At 41.7% G+C, this 18,640-nt stretch carries 16 protein-coding genes; 8 read left to right on the forward strand and 8 right to left on the reverse strand.

Annotated features, from left to right (window positions below):
• The first annotated feature begins 41 nt into the window (after positions 1-41).
• Both gpmI and IAE19_RS13550 read left to right on the forward strand, forming a co-directional pair.
• Positions 42-1,589, forward strand: coding sequence for a 2,3-bisphosphoglycerate-independent phosphoglycerate mutase (gene gpmI / locus IAE19_RS13545; RefSeq protein ID WP_200461448.1), 1,548 nt, complete (start codon positions 42-44; stop codon positions 1,587-1,589).
• Positions 1,590-1,608: 19 nt separating this feature from the next.
• A complete protein-coding gene (locus tag IAE19_RS13550) occupies positions 1,609-2,787 on the forward strand; it encodes a S41 family peptidase (RefSeq protein ID WP_200461449.1) in 1,179 nt (392 codons plus the stop codon).
• A 19-nt stretch (positions 2,788-2,806) separates the two neighbouring features.
• On the opposite strand, the gene IAE19_RS13555 is transcribed toward IAE19_RS13550, so the two are convergent.
• The 3 genes from IAE19_RS13555 to IAE19_RS13565 are packed head-to-tail and all read right to left on the reverse strand — an operon-like array spanning position 2,807 to position 6,489.
• Positions 2,807-4,237, reverse strand: a complete 1,431-nt coding sequence (locus IAE19_RS13555; protein WP_200461484.1) for a sigma-54-dependent transcriptional regulator — start codon at positions 4,235-4,237, stop codon at positions 2,807-2,809.
• Between the two features lie 19 nt (positions 4,238-4,256).
• Positions 4,257-5,825, reverse strand: a complete 1,569-nt coding sequence (locus IAE19_RS13560; protein ID WP_200461450.1) for an ATP-binding protein — start codon at positions 5,823-5,825, stop codon at positions 4,257-4,259.
• A 28-nt stretch (positions 5,826-5,853) separates the two neighbouring features.
• Positions 5,854-6,489, reverse strand: a complete 636-nt coding sequence (locus IAE19_RS13565; protein WP_200461451.1) for a response regulator — start codon at positions 6,487-6,489, stop codon at positions 5,854-5,856.
• Between the two features lie 212 nt (positions 6,490-6,701).
• On the opposite strand from IAE19_RS13565, the gene pbpG reads away from it, so the two are divergent.
• Positions 6,702-7,766, forward strand: a complete 1,065-nt coding sequence (gene pbpG / locus IAE19_RS13570; protein WP_200461452.1) for a D-alanyl-D-alanine endopeptidase PBP7/8 — start codon at positions 6,702-6,704, stop codon at positions 7,764-7,766.
• Between the two features lie 97 nt (positions 7,767-7,863).
• On the opposite strand, the gene thrC is transcribed toward pbpG, so the two are convergent.
• The 4 genes from thrC to xerD all read right to left on the reverse strand — a co-directional run bounded on the left by thrC (position 7,864) and on the right by xerD (position 12,377).
• Entirely contained in the window at positions 7,864-9,003 is a 1,140-nt protein-coding gene (gene thrC, locus IAE19_RS13575) for a threonine synthase (protein WP_200461453.1), read from the reverse strand.
• A gap of 60 nt (positions 9,004-9,063) precedes the next feature.
• Positions 9,064-10,365, reverse strand: a complete 1,302-nt coding sequence (locus IAE19_RS13580; RefSeq protein WP_200461454.1) for a homoserine dehydrogenase — start codon at positions 10,363-10,365, stop codon at positions 9,064-9,066.
• A 136-nt stretch (positions 10,366-10,501) separates the two neighbouring features.
• A complete protein-coding gene (locus tag IAE19_RS13585) occupies positions 10,502-11,317 on the reverse strand; it encodes a DsbC family protein (RefSeq protein WP_200461455.1) in 816 nt (271 codons plus the stop codon).
• Between the two features lie 139 nt (positions 11,318-11,456).
• Positions 11,457-12,377: a site-specific tyrosine recombinase XerD gene (gene xerD / locus IAE19_RS13590; protein ID WP_200461485.1), complete on the reverse strand. Its 921-nt coding sequence runs from the start codon at positions 12,375-12,377 to the stop codon at positions 11,457-11,459.
• A 148-nt stretch (positions 12,378-12,525) separates the two neighbouring features.
• Here xerD and IAE19_RS13595 point away from each other — a divergent pair, with 148 nt between their 5' ends.
• From IAE19_RS13595 to ftsW, 5 genes are all read left to right on the forward strand, one after another.
• Positions 12,526-12,792 (forward strand): FeoA family protein, encoded by a 267-nt coding sequence (locus tag IAE19_RS13595; RefSeq protein WP_120370626.1) that lies wholly within the window; start codon positions 12,526-12,528, stop codon positions 12,790-12,792.
• Entirely contained in the window at positions 12,789-14,645 is a 1,857-nt protein-coding gene (gene feoB / locus IAE19_RS13600; protein ID WP_200461456.1) for a ferrous iron transporter B, read from the forward strand. The genes IAE19_RS13595 and feoB overlap by 4 nt, the downstream gene beginning before the upstream one ends.
• A 26-nt stretch (positions 14,646-14,671) precedes the next feature.
• Positions 14,672-14,923, forward strand: a complete 252-nt coding sequence (locus tag IAE19_RS13605) for a DUF6587 family protein (protein ID WP_200461457.1) — start codon at positions 14,672-14,674, stop codon at positions 14,921-14,923.
• A 160-nt stretch (positions 14,924-15,083) separates the two neighbouring features.
• Complete coding sequence (gene murD, locus IAE19_RS13610; RefSeq protein WP_200461458.1) at positions 15,084-16,430, forward strand: UDP-N-acetylmuramoyl-L-alanine--D-glutamate ligase; 1,347 nt, start codon at positions 15,084-15,086, stop codon at positions 16,428-16,430.
• A gap of 26 nt (positions 16,431-16,456) precedes the next feature.
• The gene (ftsW, locus tag IAE19_RS13615) at positions 16,457-17,653 is read left to right on the forward strand and encodes a putative lipid II flippase FtsW (RefSeq protein WP_200461459.1); all 1,197 of its coding nucleotides are present in this window, start codon (positions 16,457-16,459) and stop codon (positions 17,651-17,653) included.
• Positions 17,654-17,707: 54 nt separating this feature from the next.
• Here the strand turns inward: ftsW and gluQRS are convergent, their stop codons facing one another.
• Entirely contained in the window at positions 17,708-18,640 is a 933-nt protein-coding gene (gene gluQRS, locus IAE19_RS13620; protein ID WP_200461460.1) for a tRNA glutamyl-Q(34) synthetase GluQRS, read from the reverse strand.

Here is an 18,640-nt window from a genome sequence, read left to right on the forward strand (position 1 = left end):
AGATAGTGCGACGAAATTGTAGACAAAAAAGAGTATCAATCATGACGGATGCAACTGCTGGCAAAATCCCTCACGTTCTTGTGATTATGGATGGTGTGGGTCATCGTGAAGCGGTCGAAGATAATGCTTTCTTAGCAGCAAAAACGCCTAATCTCACCATGATGAAACAAAAGCATCCGCATGGTTTAATTTCTGGTTCTGGCGAAGATGTTGGTTTGCCTGACGGTCAAATGGGTAATTCAGAAGTCGGACACATGAATTTGGGTGCAGGTCGTGTTCTATATCAAGACTTTACCCGAATTACTAAAGAAATTCGTGATGGCGCATTTTTTGAACATGAAGTGTTAGTCGATGCTGTTGAAACAGCCAAAGCCGCAGGCGGAGCTGTTCATATTATGGGTCTATTGTCCGAAGGTGGCGTACATTCACATCAAGATCACATTATTGCGATGTGCGAACTCGCGCTGAAACGTGGGGCCAAAGTTTATTTACATGCTTTTTTAGATGGTCGTGATACGCCACCAAAGAGCGCCCAACCTTCTTTAGAGAAGCTTGATCAAGTATTTGCGAAGTATCCAGCTCAAGGTCGTATTGCAACGATAATTGGCCGTTATTTTGCTATGGATCGTGACAATCGTTGGGATCGTGTTGAACAAGCTTATCGTTTATTGACTGAAGGTGAGGCAATCCGTGTTGCCAATAGTGCGGTTGAAGGTCTTGAACAGGCTTATGCTGCGGGTGAAAGTGACGAGTTTGTCAAAGCAACGCGCATTGGTGAGATGGCTAAAGTTCAGGATGGCGATAGTGTGGTCTTTATGAATTTCCGTGCTGACCGGGCCCGCGAAATTACCCGTGCCTTCGTTGAAAAAGATTTTACAGGATTTGAGCGTAAGGTTGTTCCTGCATTATCTAAATTTGTCATGTTGACCCGTTATCAGGCGACGATTGATGCGCCTGTAGCATATATGCCAGAAGCATTGAAAAACTCAATTGGTGAGTATCTGTCTGATTTAGGCAAAACCCAATTGCGTATCGCGGAAACTGAAAAATATGCGCATGTGACTTTTTTCTTTAGTGGTGGCCGCGAAGATGAATATCCGGGTGAAAAACGGATTCTCATCCCATCTCCAAATGTCGCAACTTATGATTTAAAGCCCGAAATGAGTGCTTATGAAGTTACAGATGAATTGGTCAACGCCATTAATTCAGGTGAATATGATCTATTGGTCGTAAATTATGCCAACGGCGATATGGTAGGACATACGGGTGTGTTTGATGCCGCAGTAAAAGCGGTGGAAGCAGTGGATACCTGTCTGGGCCGTGTCTATGAAGCAGTCATGGCAAACAAAGGCCATATGCTGATCACTGCGGATCATGGTAATGTAGAGCAAATGCAAGATTATCAAAGTGGTCAGGTTCATACTCAGCATACCACTGAAGCGGTTCCGTTTATTTATGTGGGACCAACTCAGGCAGTTATCGCAGAAGGTGGTATTTTGGCAGATGTTGCTCCAACATTATTGCATCTGATGCACCTTCCGGTACCTGCTGATATGCAGGGACGCAATTTATTGACCCTGACAAACTAATATAATAAAAGGTGACTGAATGACGCAACACATGAAATTGGGTGCAATCTTTGCAGGTATTTTAATGTGTTGCAGTGGCTTTTCTACATTTGCAGCACCTATTGAGGCTGCAAGTGGATTGGATTTTGATGAAGATACTGAACAGCATTACGTTGAAATTCCAGTAGATTCCATTCAGCAATTTGTTCAAATTTATGGCATCGTCAAAGATAACTATGTCGATGTCAAACCTGATGATGCGTTATTTCAACAAGCCATTAAAGGGCTTGTGGGTGGATTAGACCGCTATTCAAGATATTTATCTCCTGAAGACTATAAGCAACTGGTTCAATATACTGAAGGCGATCTGGCATCCGTTGATTTTGTACTAGTGTTTGAACCGCATACTAAACAATGGCAAATTCGGGACTTAAAAGAGGGTGCGGATTCTTATAAGCTAGGGTTAAGAAGCGGTCAGAGCGTGGTCAAAATTGATGATCAAAGTATTCAAAATCTGAGTCATGAACAAGTACATGCACTTTTATATGGGACGATCGGTTCCACCGTACAAATCCAAACATCGTTGATGAATACGCCTCAGACATTGGTGCGTAATAAAAAAATGGAAGCTGATATCCAGCCGATATTGCTACATAATCAGGTTCTAGTTTTAAAAGTTAAAGTCTTTCAGCAAGATACCGCAAATGAAATTAAGCGATTTCTGGAAGAATATGATGTATCCAAACTAAAAGCGGTATTGATTGATTTACGTAATAACCCAGGTGGGCTACTTTCTGCAGCAGTAGAAACAGCCGATTTATTTCTCAATCAAGGTGTTATTGTTTCAACCAAAAGCCGTTCGGAAGGAAATCAACAATTTCAAGCGTTACCTAGCAGTGAATTTCAGAAAGTAAAATTAGGCATTCTGATTAATCACCGTTCTGCTTCTGCTGCCGAAGTTTTTACAGCTGCCATGAAAGAACATAAACGTGCATGGGTGGTGGGTGAAAAAAGTTATGGTAAAGGCGTGGTACAAAAGTTATTCCCATTGCCCGATGGCGCAGCTTTACAAATGACGGTATCACATTATTACACTCCGAATGGTTCCATGATTGAAGGTAAAGGTATACAACCTGATCTGGTGTATCCTTTACCCAATGAAATGCGTGATGAAACCTATCTGGATAATGTAGCCGACTTGCTACTGAAGCAAAAATAATCAGTAGCTTTTCTGCTATCTAAATTTCCTCTGTATCAAGCCCAAATTTTTTCAGGCGATAACGCAAAGATCGGAAAGTCATCCCCAATTTTTTAGCTGCCAAAGTGCGATTCCAATGCGTTAGATTCAGCGCATTTAATAAAATTTCCTTCTCAATTTTTTCCAAGTATTGTTCAAGGCCTTCATTTGGCAACTTATTGACTGATAAGGTAGTCGGTATCGGGTTGGGGGCGTCATTACTTGAGAGATAGTTAGAATTGCTATTTGAAGGAGAGGTCACTTGAGCATAACGAAAAGGCGCAGTTTGTAAATGTGGTAAATCAATACTCTGATCGTCACTCAAAGTAATCGCACGTTCCATCATATTGCGTAATTCACGAACATTTCCTGGAAAGTATTGCTCTAATAAAAATGCCTGGGCACGTTCAGACAGAATTTTGACAGGAATGGCCCATTCTGAACAGACTTTTTGAATGAAGTGATTGGCCAGTAATAAAATATCCTGCCCACGCTCACGCAGGGGCGGTAATTCAAGATCCATGACATGAATACGGAAAAATAAATCCTGACGGAATTTACCTTGTTGTACTAAAGCATCCAGATCCTGATGGCTGGCACTAATCACGCGGAAATCGACATCAATTTCATGTTCAGACCCTATTGGACGAACCTTTTTTTCTTGTACAGCACGTAACAGTTTGACCTGCATATTTAACGGTAATTCAGCAATTTCATCCAGAAATAAGCTACCACCATGTGCCGATAAAATCAGACCCTGTTTGTCTTGGCTTGCGCCGCTAAAACTTCCCTTTTTATGACCAAATAACTCACTTTCCAGTAGTTCACTGGGAATTGCACCACAGTTAATGGCAATAAAAGGACCTTCACTACGGTTACTTAAACGATGTACTAGATTGGCTACGACTTCTTTGCCTGTGCCAGATTCTCCCGTCACAAAAACAGGCGCTTGCGAGCGAGCAATTTTTTTCAACGTAGTACGTAAGTGCTGAATAGGTGCGGAACGCCCAATTAACAGTTTGTTTTCGAGACTGTCTTCATCATTGATTGCTTGTCTGTGAGGTTGATTAAATGCCTTTTGTAGTAATTGTTCTAAATGAATCTGATTGACAGGTTTGCTGACAAAATCAAAAGCACCCGCCTTAAGTGCAGTAATCGCAATATCCATATTACCATACGCGGTTAACACTGCGATAGGCAAATGACTGAACTGCTTTGTTACATAATCAACCAAATCAAGCCCATTACCGTCAGGTAAATTTAAATCCGTCAAACAGGCATCATAACTGTTGTTTTGCAGTAGTTCTTTGGCCTGTGCAATCCGATAGGCGCAATGCGTTGCAATCCCCATACGTGCTAGCGTCATTTGCATTAGTGCACAGAGATCTTCTTCATCATCAACCAGTAAAACTAGCGGTTGTTTATTCACCATAACCCCATGAAACCCAATATTATTTATCTTTTGTTGAGCATTGAATTCTAAAGCATGCCCCTTTTTCTTGTTCCACATAACTGAGCTTGGCATGATTCGCTTCACACAGGCTATGGGACAAATATAATCCTAAACCAGTTCCTTTGATTTCGGTACTAAAAAATGGTTTAAATAGTTGCGATATATCACGTTTTTCAACGCCATTGCCGAAATCAATCACATCAATAAACACAAATGGGCGCACTAATTTAACCGACAAAATAATATGATTTACAGACGGGTCATTGTGACGCAGCGCATTGCGAATTAGATTGATTAAAACTTGAGTTAATTGTTTAGGGTCAAACAGAATTGTAATATTCTCAACTAGGTCTAACTGGATTTGATGCTGAACATCTGACAAATCCTCAGTCATTAAATGATGTAAGAAACTATCTAGTTCGATTAGTAGTGGATGTGTAGTGTCATTGCGCGCCATACGCAAAGTATCTTCAATAATGTCATTAATCCGCTGAGATTGTTTATTGATCATTTTTTGCAGCAAATGTTGCTGTTCAGATTCGCTGCCCATATATAATTCATTCGCTTGTACTATCGCTGCCAATGGGTTACGAATTTCATGTGCGATACTGGCAGAAAGTTGACCTAAAGCTGCAAGCTTGAGTTGTTGTACTTGTTGGTTAAGCTCTTGAACGTCTTGTAACTTTAATAGAATCAACGCTTGTTGCGGAACGATTAAACGTTGCACTTTGATATGTACATTGTAAGTAGAAAGTTGGGACTCAAAAATAAATTGTTCGCCGTCATCTAATGGGGCAAAGCGTAATAACTCAAATAGATCAGGCTGAGCTTTTGCCAAAGGAAGGTGTTCATAGGCAAATAATGGAGGAATCCCTAGCAAAGTGCAGGCGGCTGGATTACTCAGAACCACATGGTAATTTTCATCCACTACCAGATAGCCATCATCAATTTGCTCCAAAATATAACGATTAATATTTTGAAGTTGATAAAGTGCCTGTGATTGACGAAAGCTGATATTTTCCAGAATTTTGAAGTGTTGTACGGCAATTTGTCCGATGCCATAAATCACAAAGAATATAAAGGCCAATAAGGCGCTATTACCAATCGTATTTAAATTATTGTAGTCAAAAAAGCTTGAAAAAAATTGTTGGTAAATAAGAGAAATGACTGCAAATAACGTGATGACTAAAGATGCTTTACGTGGCAGTAAAATCGTAGCAGAAAAGACAGTGATCACGTAGAGTAAACTGATATTTAAATTTGGTGCACCCAAAGAAAAAGTCAATAACCCCAGAGCAATTACATCAACGACAAATAGTACAACCAACTGTCGATTGATGTATTGCGGATAAAACTTAAAGATCAAAAACTGGATTAGATTAATAACACAGTATCCAATCAGCGTATAAAAATATAAAACGGGTTGATTATAGTCGTTATTGAGTTGCTCAGAAATGAGCTGAAAAATAATAATTAAACCTGTGATAATAAGCAGGCGATAGAGGGTATACCACAAACCTAAACGGTAAATCGTATAGGCGAGTGGCGTAGAAGTTTGCGCCTGCATTGTCGTATTGAACTCTTGTGAATAATAATTAAGGTTTAATTAATCCATAACGAATGGCAAGGTGAGTGAGTTTAACATCACTATCAATATCTAATTTTTCAAATATACGATAGCGATAGGTATTTACGGTTTTGACACTCACAAAAAGTTTATCGGCAATTTCCTGTGCGCTAATACAATTTACCACCATCATAGCAACTTGCATTTCACGTTCTGAAAGTGCATCAAAAGGCGATTGTTGAGTGTCGGATAAATAAGAGCTCGCCAGTTGTTCAGCAATATCAGCACTAAAATATTTACCGCCTTGCATAACTTTATTAATCGCTCTAACCATCTCCGTAATGGGAGCCCCTTTCGTGATATACCCTTTGGCTCCTGCTTTTAATAACAAAGAAGGATAGGGTTCTTCTGCCAGACCACTCACCGCGATGACTTTGGTCTCAGGTGCGGTCTGTAATAAGCGTCGTGTAGTTTCTACTCCACCTATGCCGGGCATATTGACATCCAATAACACCACTTGTGGATGTTGCTGGCGTACAATGGCGATTGCTTCTTCGCCAGATTCTGCCTGTCCAATCACTTCAACACCAGTTTGATCTTCAAGCATACGACAGATCCCTGTACGTACTAATTCATGATCATCAACCACTAATACTGTGATCACGCTGGCCTCCTTGGACTAAAAAAGATGTTTTTTGTTACATAAAGCAAAATTTACTTGCATTGTAATGACAAAATTAGCAATCCTATTCACATAAGTTGAGAGAATAGTTGTACACACTGCTGCCGTCATTATCTGCATGCCGTTATCTCAAATGTAAGGCATAATGTAGGTAATAAGCAAATCTGTGTATACCTTGAGTTGAGTAATTGATCGTGAAAAATTCTAAAAAATCATTAATGCATGTCTTGAGCATGTCTGTTTTATTTGCACTAAGCTCGGCAGGCCATGCTGAGATTATTGTTAATCCTTCAACGGGTAACGGATCTGCATCATTAAATTGGTCATCTGATCAAGCCAGCCAACTTCTAAATGATGATGGCGAGCTTGAACCCAGTCCGCAAGGTTCAACCAGTATTAGTACAACCGTGCGTAGTGGTAGTGCTGCTGCCACTGCACCAAGCACGAATGCGTCAATTTCGTCTACACCGAAAGTCGTTATTCGTGATACAGGAGGCTATGGTTCGCAGCCGTCTGTAAATGCTCGTGCGGCTCTAGTCATGGATGCCCAGACAGGTGAAGTGCTATACAGTAAAAATACCAATACTGCTTTTCCGATTGCGTCTTTGACTAAGCTTATGACAGCGGTTGTGACCTCCGATGCGCGTTTGGATATGTCTGAAGAAATCACCTTACAGCAGATTGATTTCGCTGGAGCAGGGGGCAAAAATTCAAGCTCGACGTTACGTGCTGGCGACACAATGAATCGTGCTGAGGTGCTGTTATTTGCGCTGATGAAATCAGAAAACCCGGCAGCAGCTGCATTAGCGCGAACTTATCCAGGTGGGCGCAGTGCATTTGTGGCGGCTATGAATGCTAAAGCACGTCAATTAGGAATGAACTCTACACATTATGTGGAATCTACAGGCTTAGATCCGCACAATGTTGCCTCTGCGCGTGATCTTGGAATTTTAGTCAGTGCAGCCTCACAGTATGGTTTGATTCGTCAGTTTTCAACCACGCCGACGTATGACTTTAATTTAGGCTATCGCGTTTTAAAATCAAACAATACCAATGCCTTGGTACGAAACGGTGGCTGGAATATCAATCTGTCAAAAACAGGTTATATTAATGAAGCAGGGCGTTGTGTGGTGATGCATACTACAGTGAATTCACGTCCCGCAGTTGTCGTTTTATTGGGAGCTTCTAGTTCACAGGCGCGTACGAATGATGCGACTAATTTATTGACATGGTTATCTCAGCAGCCAAAACGTCTTTAAATATTTTTAAAAATTGCAGTATTGGATTAGATTTACGATCAATATTTCAATAAAAAAACCAGTTGCAAGCAACTGGTTTTTTATGTGAGTTCTAGACTTACATATTTGACAGAATAGAATCTTTGACTTGAGTCATGGTTGCATCGATCGAAAGCATAACTGCATCGGCACATTGTTTGATTGCAGTATCAGGATCTTTTAAGCCATTGCCTGTTACAGTACATACAATCACTGAACCTTCTGCAATTTTACCCGCTTTGATATCACGGATGGCACCACCAATCGATGCTGCAGAAGCAGGTTCTACAAATACACCTTCATACATAGAAAGCAAACGTTGAGCTTCTAGGATCTCAGCATCAGCAAGTTCATCAAACCAACCCTTAGAATCTCGAACGACTGCTTTAGCATGGTTCCAGCTTTGTGGATTCCCAATACGAATCGCAGTTGCTATGGTTTCAGGTTGTTCAACAGGTGCACCACGCAAGAAAGGAGCAGCACCAGACGCTTGATACCCGACCATTGTCGGTAAGCCTTCTGGTTTAGGGCCCGTAAATTGATCTGTTGCAGCATCATAAATGACCTGTTCAAATTGATCAGCTGCTTGATTGGCAACAGCTTCCGTATAACCCATCCAGTGTGCAGTAATGTTTCCAGCATTACCTACTGGTAAGCAATGATAATCTGGTGCACGGCCTAAAGCTTCTACAATTTCATAAGCAATAGTTTTTTGACCTTGCAAACGATAAGGGTTGATAGAGTTAACAATGGTTACAGGTGCTTGATCTGCTACTTCTTTAACTAGACGCATACCATCATCAAAGTTGCCGCGGATTTGCATGGTAATTGCTCCATACATCATGGCTTGTGCCATTTTACCCATCGCAATTTTGCCTTCTGGAATTAAAACAAAAGCTTTAATTCCTGCACGTGCCGCATACGCAGCAGCAGCAGCAGAGGTATTACCTGTAGATGCACAGATAATGGCTTTAGAGCCTTCTTCAACCGCTTTCGTTACGGCCATAGTCATGCCGCGGTCTTTGAATGAACCTGTTGGGTTTAAACCTTCGTACTTCACATAGATTTCAACATTTTTGCCAATCAGACGTGGAATATTCTCTAGTTTAATTAGTGGGGTGTTCCCTTCTCCTAAAGAAATAGCACGCGTCGTTGCTGAAACTGGCAAACGGTCACGATAACGATCAACTAGACCGGTATAAAGATTGGCATTAGACATGAGATGATGTTCCAAGTGTGAGGTAGAGCTGGCGAGAGGGCAGTAACCCTCTCCACCCGATTAACTATCCAGCGATTCTAAACGAATTCGTACGATTTCGCCACGAATTGCAGGCAAAGCCTGAATTTTAGCAATGGCTTCGTCCATTTTTGACTCCACCACTGGATCAGTTAAGATTACGATCGGAATTAAGTCTTTCAAACGAGATTGTTGCATGATGGCATCAATACTGATTCCTGCACGGCTCAGAATTGTAGTGATATCTGCAAGTACACCTGTCTGGTCTTCGGCATCGACACGCAGATAGTAACCTGTTGTCATCTCTTCGCGTTTCAAAATAGGTAAGTCGGTTAATGCTTCAAACGCGAGTTGAGGAATTGTTCCTGCGCCATCTTCAGTATAGGAAATGTCACGTACGATATCGACGATATCTGCCACTACAGCAGAAGCGGTTGGACCCGCACCCGCACCCGCACCATAATACAATGTTGGGCCAACTGCATGTGCCTGTACCAGCACTGCATTTTTGACCCCATTCACATTTGCAATCAATTCTTCTTCGGGAATAAGCGTTGGATGGACACGAAGCTCAATGCCGTGTTCAGCACGACGTGCAATGCCCAGATGTTTGATACGGAAGCCAAGTTCTTCTGCGTATTTAACATCCTGAGCGGTAATTTTACTAATTCCTTCGGTATAGACTTTGTCAAATTGTAGAGGAATACCAAATGCGCAGGAGGCCAAAATCGTCAGTTTGTGTGCGGCATCAATACCTTCTACATCAAAGGTAGGATCTGCTTCAGCATAGCCTAATTCCTGTGCTTCTTTTAGGACATCAATAAAGGTACGACCTTTATCGCGCATTTCGGTGAGGATAAAGTTGCCTGTGCCATTGATGATGCCTGCAAGCCATTCAATTCGATTGGCTGCCAAACCTTCACGAATGACTTTGATAATTGGAATCCCACCTGCAACTGCTGCTTCATAAGCGATTTGAACCGCGTTATCTTCAGCAGCTTTAAAGAGCTCGTTGCCATGCTCAGCTAGAAGTGCTTTATTAGCAGTAACCACTTGTTTGCCATGTTTGATGGCTTCCATAATCACTTCATATGCAGGGTGGATGCCACCCATTACTTCAACCACAATATCGACATCAGGCTGACGCACGATTTCCAGTAGGTCGGCACTTTGTTTAATGCCTTCTAACTCAAGATCAGGACGGAGACGGCGGGTACCAACGTAGGTAATTTGAATTTCACGACCGGTGCGACGTTTAATTTCAGCAGCGTTTTCTTGTAATAGTTTAAGGGCACCACCACCAACGGTTCCAAGACCGAGTATTGCCAGACGAACTGGTTTCACGTCACACTCCATACATGCGTTAAAAAGTAAACAAGATTAGATCATAGCTAAAAAAAGCGTCAGACTCTAGGGCGAAGTGTGCTTTATCTTCGCCCAGTGTCAAATTTTTATAAATTATGAGGATGGAGCGAAATATTTATTTTTCCAGTCGTTTTACTAACTCATCAGGAGTGAGATATCCACCTAGATATTGACCTTCACTATTATATATAGCAGGTGTTCCATTGACTCCAATATTTAGACCAAGTTGATATTGTTCATGAACGGGATTTTTACATTGGGGTGCCTGTACGGGTAAACCTTGAACAGATTGGTCAAATGCGGCTTTACGGTCTTCACTACACCAGATTGCTTGCATCGTCGGCATAAACTGTTCACCACGTGGCCAAGCGATATAACGGACTTCAATGCTTTTGCTGGTAATTTCACTGATATGTTCATGTAATTTATGACAATACGGACAACTTGAGTCAGTAAATACATAAATCACATGTTTAGCTTTACCGTTGCTTGCAGGGTATACAATCAAATCTTCCGTTTTAAGGGCAGCAAATAACTTTTTATTTTCTGCCGATTGCAGGGCATCACCGACATTCGTCAGTTCTTTATCGCCCAAACGGATCACTTCACCCTGAATGATATATTTGCCATCGCTAGTGGCATAGACCGAACTCATGCCTTCCAGATTCACCCAATATAAATTTGGAACTTCAGTTGGTTTAATATCTATTACTTTGGCATTGATATTGGACTTTTGAAACTGTTGTTGTAGGGTGGTTGCTAAACGCTGCTGGGCATTTCGTTCAGTTAGGGTAGATGCTTCCCCAGTCGCAGGCGCACTGGCCGTTAACGTATCTTGTTTTTGTGCTGAGTTTTCTTTAGAGCAGGCGGAAAGGGCGAGACTCATTGCCACAGTACATGCTAAAAAAAGATGAGATCGGGTAAACAACATAGACAACCCTTAATTAAAATTCTATGTGGAAAGGGCTAAGAATAACAAAAAAAAGAATGGGCTATGTGTGTTATTCAAGATGAACTGTAAAAAATAATCAGTATTTTTGTAGAGTTGATCACATTATTTTGGTTGTTGTCTAGCCACGTGGGTGATGCTGGGCATGTAATTGTTGCATACGAACTTGTGCTACATGAGTATAGATTTGAGTGGTAGATAAATCACTGTGCCCTAGCAACATTTGTACTACACGTAGGTCGGCACCATGATTGAGTAAATGTGTAGCAAAGGCATGGCGTAGGGTATGAGGTGATAAATCTGCTTGAATATTAGCCTGTAACGCATAGCGCTTAATGGCATACCAAAAGTTTTGTCGACTCATAATTCCGCCATGTTGAGTAAGAAATAGATAGTCGGTACTACTTTTATATAAATCAGGACGAGATTGTTCCAGATAACGCTCAATCCAATCTGTCGCAAACTGTCCCATCGGAACTAAACGCTCTTTATTGCCTTTACCTGTAATGCGTAAATAACCCTGTTTTAAATTAATTAAATCCAGTCGTAGATTAAGTAACTCAGATACACGTAAACCACAAGCATACAAAACTTCTAGCATGGCACGGTCACGTAAACCCAATGCAGCGCGGGTATCTGGTGCATTAAGCAGGGCCTCTACATCTTGTTCGGATAAATCTTTCGGTAAAGCTCGCCCAAGTTTTGGGCTTTTATGATTTGCCATGGGGTTATCGGTTCTAAGCTTTTGTTCGCGCATAAATTTATAAAATTGACGTAAGGCAGACAGACAACGTGCAATAGAACGCGGGCTTTTACCGAGCTTAGTCAATTCAATCATGACATCCGAAACGTCATTACTTGACCAGTCGGTCAAATTAACAGCAGATAAATCGCCACATTGGATTAAATCACTCAAATACGCATTACGGGTATGTGGGCTCACACTCTGAGCCACTAGATAATCACGAAAACCTTGTAAAAAACTAAATTGTTCAGGGATGTGTACGGCCGCAGGAATACGTGGTTTCTTGGTGATGGTCATTTTGTTTATCTCTTGCATGATCAGCACTTTAGGTGAAAATCAAGGAGCTGTCGAGACCAGTTAGGTGATGAGAATTGTAATTCTTCCTTATTTGTTAATTATTCTCATTTGACGTTATACTATATAAAAGAGTTCAGGATCAGATGCGGTGCGTTTATCACAGTTAAAAGTTAAGCAAACTGCCATCATCACCAAGGTCAATCGTACCGTAGATGGCAATGCAGATCAGCAAGACCTTGTCGCAAGTCGCTTGGAAACCCTCGGTTTTGTTCCCGGTGAGAAAGTTGAAGTCATTACCAAAGGCGTATTTGGAGGGGATCCTATTCTCGTTCAGTTGGGTTTTACGCGCTTTGCGCTGCGTAAAATTGAAGCCGAAAAAATTGAAATTAGCCAGAACGATGGAGTTCCAGCATGAGTGAAGCTCTTCGTATAGCCCTTGTTGGAAATCCGAACTGTGGTAAGACTTCTTTATTCAACCAGTTGACAGGCACTCGTCAAAAAGTGGCCAACTACGCAGGAGTGACGGTTGAGCGCAAAGTTGGTTTCTTTGAGTTGCCTTCTAAAAGATCAGTACGTGTACTTGATTTGCCTGGAACTTATAGTTTAAATGCCACCAGTCCTGATGAAGCCATTACCCGTGATGTCTGCGTGGGTAAAATCGAGGGTGAAGAACAACAGGACGCATTTTTATGTGTAGTCGATGCAACTAACCTAAAACTTCATTTGGGTTTGGTGCTTGAAGTTTTGGAACTTGGTCGTCCAGTGCTAGTCGTACTGAACATGATGGACGAAGCACGTCGTCGCGGGATTCAGGTCAATGCCCAAAAACTCTCTGAGCGTTTAGGTGTCCCTGTAGTTGAAACCGTTGCTGTACGAAATGCTGGAGTTGAAACGCTCAAAATTGCATTGGATCAGAATAAATTTAGTGTACCACATACCGAGTTAAGTGGACTAAAAGGCAGTCATCATCAGAAAATTGAAACCATTTTGAATGATGTTGTACATTATGTTGAACAAGAAGATAAACGTTCAGATTTTCTGGATAAAATCTTTTTACATCCTGTACTTGGTTTACTCAGTCTTGCCATTTTAATGTTTGTGGTATTTCAAGCTGTATTTGCTTGGGCTGCACCATTTATGGATGGTATCGAAACTTTCTTTGGTTGGTTGGGTGAAGCATTAGGGGGCTTTATTTCACAGCCCTTACTACATAGTCTGGTGGTAGATGGAATTATTGCAGGGGCAGGCGCGGTTGCAGTGTTCTTGCCGCAAATTCTAATTCTGTTCTTTTTTATTCTGGTATTGGAAGAGTCTGGATATTTGCCTCGAGCTGCTTTCTTGCTGGATAAACTTATGTTTAAAGCTGGCTTAAGTGGACGAGCTTTTATTCCACTCTTATCAAGTTTTGCCTGCGCTATTCCTGGCATTATGGCGACACGTAGTATTAGTGATCCGCGTGATCGGTTTACCACAATTATGGTTGCGCCACTGATGACTTGTTCGGCACGGTTGCCTGTTTATGCCTTATTGATTGGAGCATTTATTCCAAGTCAGACGGTGTGGGGAATTTTTAACCTGCAGGGGCTGGTATTATTTGGTCTCTATATGGCGGGAATCTTGAGTGCATTGGTGGTTTCTTTTGTGATGAAATTCCTACAGAAAGACAAGTCACAGCATGCTTTACTGATGGAATTACCAAGTTATCGTTTCCCAAACTTTAAGAGTGTGGGTATTGGCTTGCTGGATCGAGCCAAGATTTTCCTGAAACGTGTTGGTGGTATTATTTTCGCGTTGTCAGTGTTGTTATGGTTCTTGTGTACTTTTCCACAACCGCCAGAAGGTGCAACTCTACCAGACATTGACTATAGTTTTGCAGGAATGCTGGGCCATCTGATTCAACCAATTTTCGCTCCGATAGGCTTTAGTTGGCAAATCTGTATCGCTCTAATTCCAGCGATGGCGGCACGTGAAGTCGTGGTTGCGGCATTAGGAACAGTTTATGCGCTGTCTGCGACAGGTGGAGATGATGCGGTAGCGCAAAGCCTGACTCAGCTAATCAGTGCGCCTGATACAGGTTGGTCATTGGCAACAGGTCTGTCTTTACTGGTTTGGTTTATTTATGCACCTCACTGTTTAGCAACGCTTGCAACTGTACGTCGTGAAACGGGTTCATGGAAAAGTGTAGCGGTTATGACAGCATATCTGTTTGGATTGGCGTATTTAATGTCGTTCTTCACGTATCAGTTAGCATCCCGTATTTTCGTTTAAGCTCTTAAAAGCTTAAGGAGGCTGAAATGATTGAATATTTGATTATTGCGGTGTTAGTAATTTGGAGTACCGTAGTTGTATTCAAAAAAGTATTTCCAAAAACTGCCAATGCGACATTTGTTGCCTTGTCGGCCTTTTGCGAGCGACAGGGCTGGAAAGCATTGGCAAAATGGCTAAAACCAAAAATGTCAGTGGGTTGTGCAGGAGGCTGTGGCTGTTCAGTAGATGACAAGCCGATAGCAAAAAATAATGAAGTAAAGCCGGTGAAATGGCATTAAATTTGTTTTTAGTTGTTTTGTCTAAAAAGCCATCAATTTGATGGCTTTTTTACGCGCTGACACAAAAAACGATGAATAAGGTGCAAACAGAAAAAGTATTCAAAACCCGAAAGTGCTAACATTTTGCCATTCGATTCAGGCAGTAAAATGCGGGGCAAATATGCTAATACAACGGGGTGGTTTAAAAGTCGTGGCAGGACTTGGAGTTTCAGGTGTTTCTGCTGTGAATTTTCTACATGAACAGGGTTATCGGGTTGCGGTAACTGATTCACGTGAAACTCCTCCGGGCTGTGACCAGATTCCATCAGATGTCAAAACAAGTTTTGGTCAATTGGATCAGGATTTGCTTTTACAAGCTGAAGAAATCATCCTCAGTCCGGGATTAGCTCCACAACTTTCCGAGATTCAACAAGCTATTGATAAAGGGATTCCCGTTGTCAGTGATATTCAACTGCTTCGCCGTGCTACGGATGTACCGATTGTTGCAATTACGGGTTCAAATGCAAAAAGTACTGTAACGACATTGATTGGACAAATGGCACAAGATGCTGGTCGAAAAGTCGCTGTTGGGGGAAATTTAGGTCGTCCTGCCTTGGATTTACTGAAAGATCAGCCTGAATTAATTGTATTGGAATTATCCAGTTTTCAGCTTGAAACTACATCTAATCTGAATGCAGCCGTAGCCGTTGTGTTGAATATGAGTGAAGATCATTTGGATCGTCATGGCGATATGTTTGGTTATCATAAAGCCAAGCATCGTATTTTTCAGGGTGTAAAAAAAGTCGTTTATAACCGTGATGATAGTTTGACCCGACCATTGGTTCCTGATCAAACACCGATGCAAAGTTTTGGCTTAAGTGCACCTGATCTCAATCAGTATGGTATTTTGCGTGAAGACAATGGAACTTTGTGGTTAGCACGAGGTCGTGAACGCTTAATCAAAAGTTCAGAGCTTTATATTCAAGGCACACATAATGTTGCTAATGCTTTGGCTTGTCTGGCGTTAGGCGAAGCCCTTGGTTTGCCACGAGATTCAATGTTAGAGACTTTAAAGCAATTTAAGGGGCTGGAACATCGTTGCGAATATGTCAAAACCGTGCATGGAGTGCGTTATTATAATGATTCCAAAGGTACAAATGTAGGTGCTACGCTAGCCGCGATTGATGGCTTAGGTGCAGCAATTGAGCCACAACACGCTAAGGTCGTGGTGATTTTAGGTGGGCAGGGTAAAGGTCAGGATTTCAGTTTACTTAAAGATTCAGTTGCTAAATATGTCAAAGCCGCAATCCTGATTGGTGAAGATGCGCCGATACTGGATACTGCTTTGCAAGGGGCTACAGAATTGATCCATGCACAAAGCTTGAAACAGGCGGTCGAACTCGCTCAGGAAAAAACCACTGAACATGACGTGGTATTATTATCTCCAGCATGTGCGAGTTTTGATATGTTTAAAGGCTATCCAGATCGCGGGCATCAGTTTGTTGCTTGTGTTAATGCACTGGTTTAATCAGAACAAAAAATAAGGAATATGCGATGGCTGGCTTTGCTCAGACAACCATAACAAAAATTAACCAGCTCTATGAGCGCTGGATACCCAAGTTCCCTGCTGAAATGACGGCAAGAAATCTGCTAATTTTCTGTGTGGTTTGTTTGCTGTGTATTGGTTCGGTCATGGTGGCCTCAGCTTCCATGCCTTATGCTGAATATATGCATGAAAATCCATTTCACTATGTGGTGCGTCATGCGATTTCGATTGCCAGTGCGGCTGTGATCGCCTATCTGGTGTACAAAGTTCCGTTGAATCTTTGGTTTAGAAATACCTTTCCTTTATGGCTAATTACCATTGTACTGTTACTAGCTGTACTGGTCATTGGTGCAGAGGTAAATGGTTCTAAGCGCTGGATTCGACTGGCAGGATTTACCTTGCAGCCGACCGAAGTAGCGAAAGTGATGATGGCGATTTTTACCGCAGATTATGTGGTACGTCGTGCCAAAGAAGTTCGCACACACTGGAAAGGTTTATTACGTCTAAGTGGTGTTATGGCGATTACTGTGGGATTGATTATTGCCGAGCCTGATTTAGGGGCGACCGTAGTGATTGTTCTCATGATGGTCGGAATTTTCTTTTTGGCAGGTGCGCCGCCAACCCAGTTTGCGATTATGCTGGGTGCAGTGCTCATGGGTATTGGTTTCCTGATTGTATTTGAACCTTATCGAATGGCACGGGCCTTATCATTCACTAATCCATGGGCAGATCCATTGGGAACGGGTTATCAGCTTTCTAATGCATTGATGGCTTTTGGGCGTGGTGAATGGTTTGGAACCGGTCTTGGCCATAGTGTACAAAAACTTTCGTATTTACCTGAAGCACACACCGACTTCATGCTGGCTGTGTTGGGTGAGGAATTTGGTTTTGTTGGAATTTCTTTAGTTTTGATTTTGTCTTTTGGTATGTTGGCGTGTTGTATCAAGATCGGTCATCGTGCTTTAAAACATAACTTTTTGCGTGCAGGCTATCTGGCTTACGGCATTAGTATTATTTTTCTGCTTCAAATTCTGGTAAATGCAGGCATGAACATGGGTTTGATGCCGACCAAAGGTTTAACCTTACCTTTTATTAGTTATGGAGGAACATCGTTAATGATGTGCGCCGCCATGATTAGTTTAGTGCTTAAGATTGACTCTTCTACTCAAGAAGTTAACCCAGATCGAGAAGAATCAAATTTCTAAACATCTAAGATCGATATGAATCAACCCAGATGAAAACTCTGGGTTTTTTATTGATTAGAAAAAAGAGCCATTTAATTCGGTTTGATGTGGAATTTTATTGATATCCCATTGGGCAATTGCTTGTTTTAACATGTTCTGTGGTAGATCAAGTTCAACGGAAGTTTGATGTAACGCAGTGAGTGCATTGGCCAATAACAGTGGGGCTTGTTTTAAATCCAATGCGTGTGCCAGATTTTGTTTGGAAAGCTTTTGACCATTTGCGTTCATTGCCAAAGGCAAATGCATATAACTTAAAGGCGGATAGCCAAGCAAATGGCCTAACCAGATTTGACGCTCAGTATTATCGAGTAAATCTGAACCACGTACTACATGCGTAATGCCTTGCAAATAGTCGTCTACCACAACCGCAAGCTGATAATTAATAATGCCATCACGACGTTTTAGAACAAAATCACCTAAATCTTGCTGGAGGTGACTACAATGTTGGGCCTGTAAACGGTCTTCAAAGCAAATAAGTTCATTGCTGACTTTTACCCGAATTGCTTGATCGTTAAAGTCTAGATCGAGATTACGACAAGTTCCTTGATAAATAGCATTGGAACCCAGCATTTTTCGGGTACATTGGCAGGCATAAACCAGATGTTTTTGTCTGAGTTCTTCAATTACATCTTCATAAATAGATAAACGTTGACGTTGGAAAATGATTTCATCATCTACTTCAAAACCAAATGCAGCAATGCTATTTAAAATATGCGCTTCACTGTCTGGATAGATGCGAGGAATATCAGTATCTTCGATACGAACCCGCCAGCTTCCCTGTTGTGATTTTGCATCACAATAACTGGCGACAGCAGTAATTAGTGAGCCAAAATGCAATGGGCCTGTAGGAGAGGGCGCAAAACGACCTGAATAACGAGACAGCGAAACATCGCTTCGCTGCTGCGTAACAGCCAAGCAATTCTTGGCTGATAAGTGCTTAACAGTCAC

Source organism: Acinetobacter sp. S40, from assembly GCF_016624705.1.
In the GTDB taxonomy this organism is placed as follows: Bacteria; Pseudomonadota; Gammaproteobacteria; order Pseudomonadales; family Moraxellaceae; genus Acinetobacter.

Bases quoted from the DNA above. Each gene is read 5' to 3' on its own strand.
- thrC (WP_200461453.1), bottom strand. From the start codon at position 9,003: ATGTCTAATGCCAATCTTTATACCGGTCTAGTTGATCGTTATCGTGAC.
- murD (WP_200461458.1), top strand. From the start codon at position 15,084: ATGCTAATACAACGGGGTGGTTTAAAAGTCGTGGCAGGACTTGGAGTT.
- xerD (WP_200461485.1), bottom strand. From the start codon at position 12,377: ATGACCATCACCAAGAAACCACGTATTCCTGCGGCCGTACACATCCCT.
- feoB (WP_200461456.1), top strand. From the start codon at position 12,789: ATGAGTGAAGCTCTTCGTATAGCCCTTGTTGGAAATCCGAACTGTGGT.
- IAE19_RS13560 (WP_200461450.1), bottom strand. From the start codon at position 5,825: ATGCAGGCGCAAACTTCTACGCCACTCGCCTATACGATTTACCGTTTA.
- IAE19_RS13585 (WP_200461455.1), bottom strand. From the start codon at position 11,317: ATGTTGTTTACCCGATCTCATCTTTTTTTAGCATGTACTGTGGCAATG.
- IAE19_RS13555 (WP_200461484.1), bottom strand. From the start codon at position 4,237: ATGGTGAATAAACAACCGCTAGTTTTACTGGTTGATGATGAAGAAGAT.
- IAE19_RS13605 (WP_200461457.1), top strand. From the start codon at position 14,672: ATGATTGAATATTTGATTATTGCGGTGTTAGTAATTTGGAGTACCGTA.
- gpmI (WP_200461448.1), top strand. From the start codon at position 42: ATGACGGATGCAACTGCTGGCAAAATCCCTCACGTTCTTGTGATTATG.
- IAE19_RS13550 (WP_200461449.1), top strand. From the start codon at position 1,609: ATGACGCAACACATGAAATTGGGTGCAATCTTTGCAGGTATTTTAATG.
- ftsW (WP_200461459.1), top strand. From the start codon at position 16,457: ATGGCTGGCTTTGCTCAGACAACCATAACAAAAATTAACCAGCTCTAT.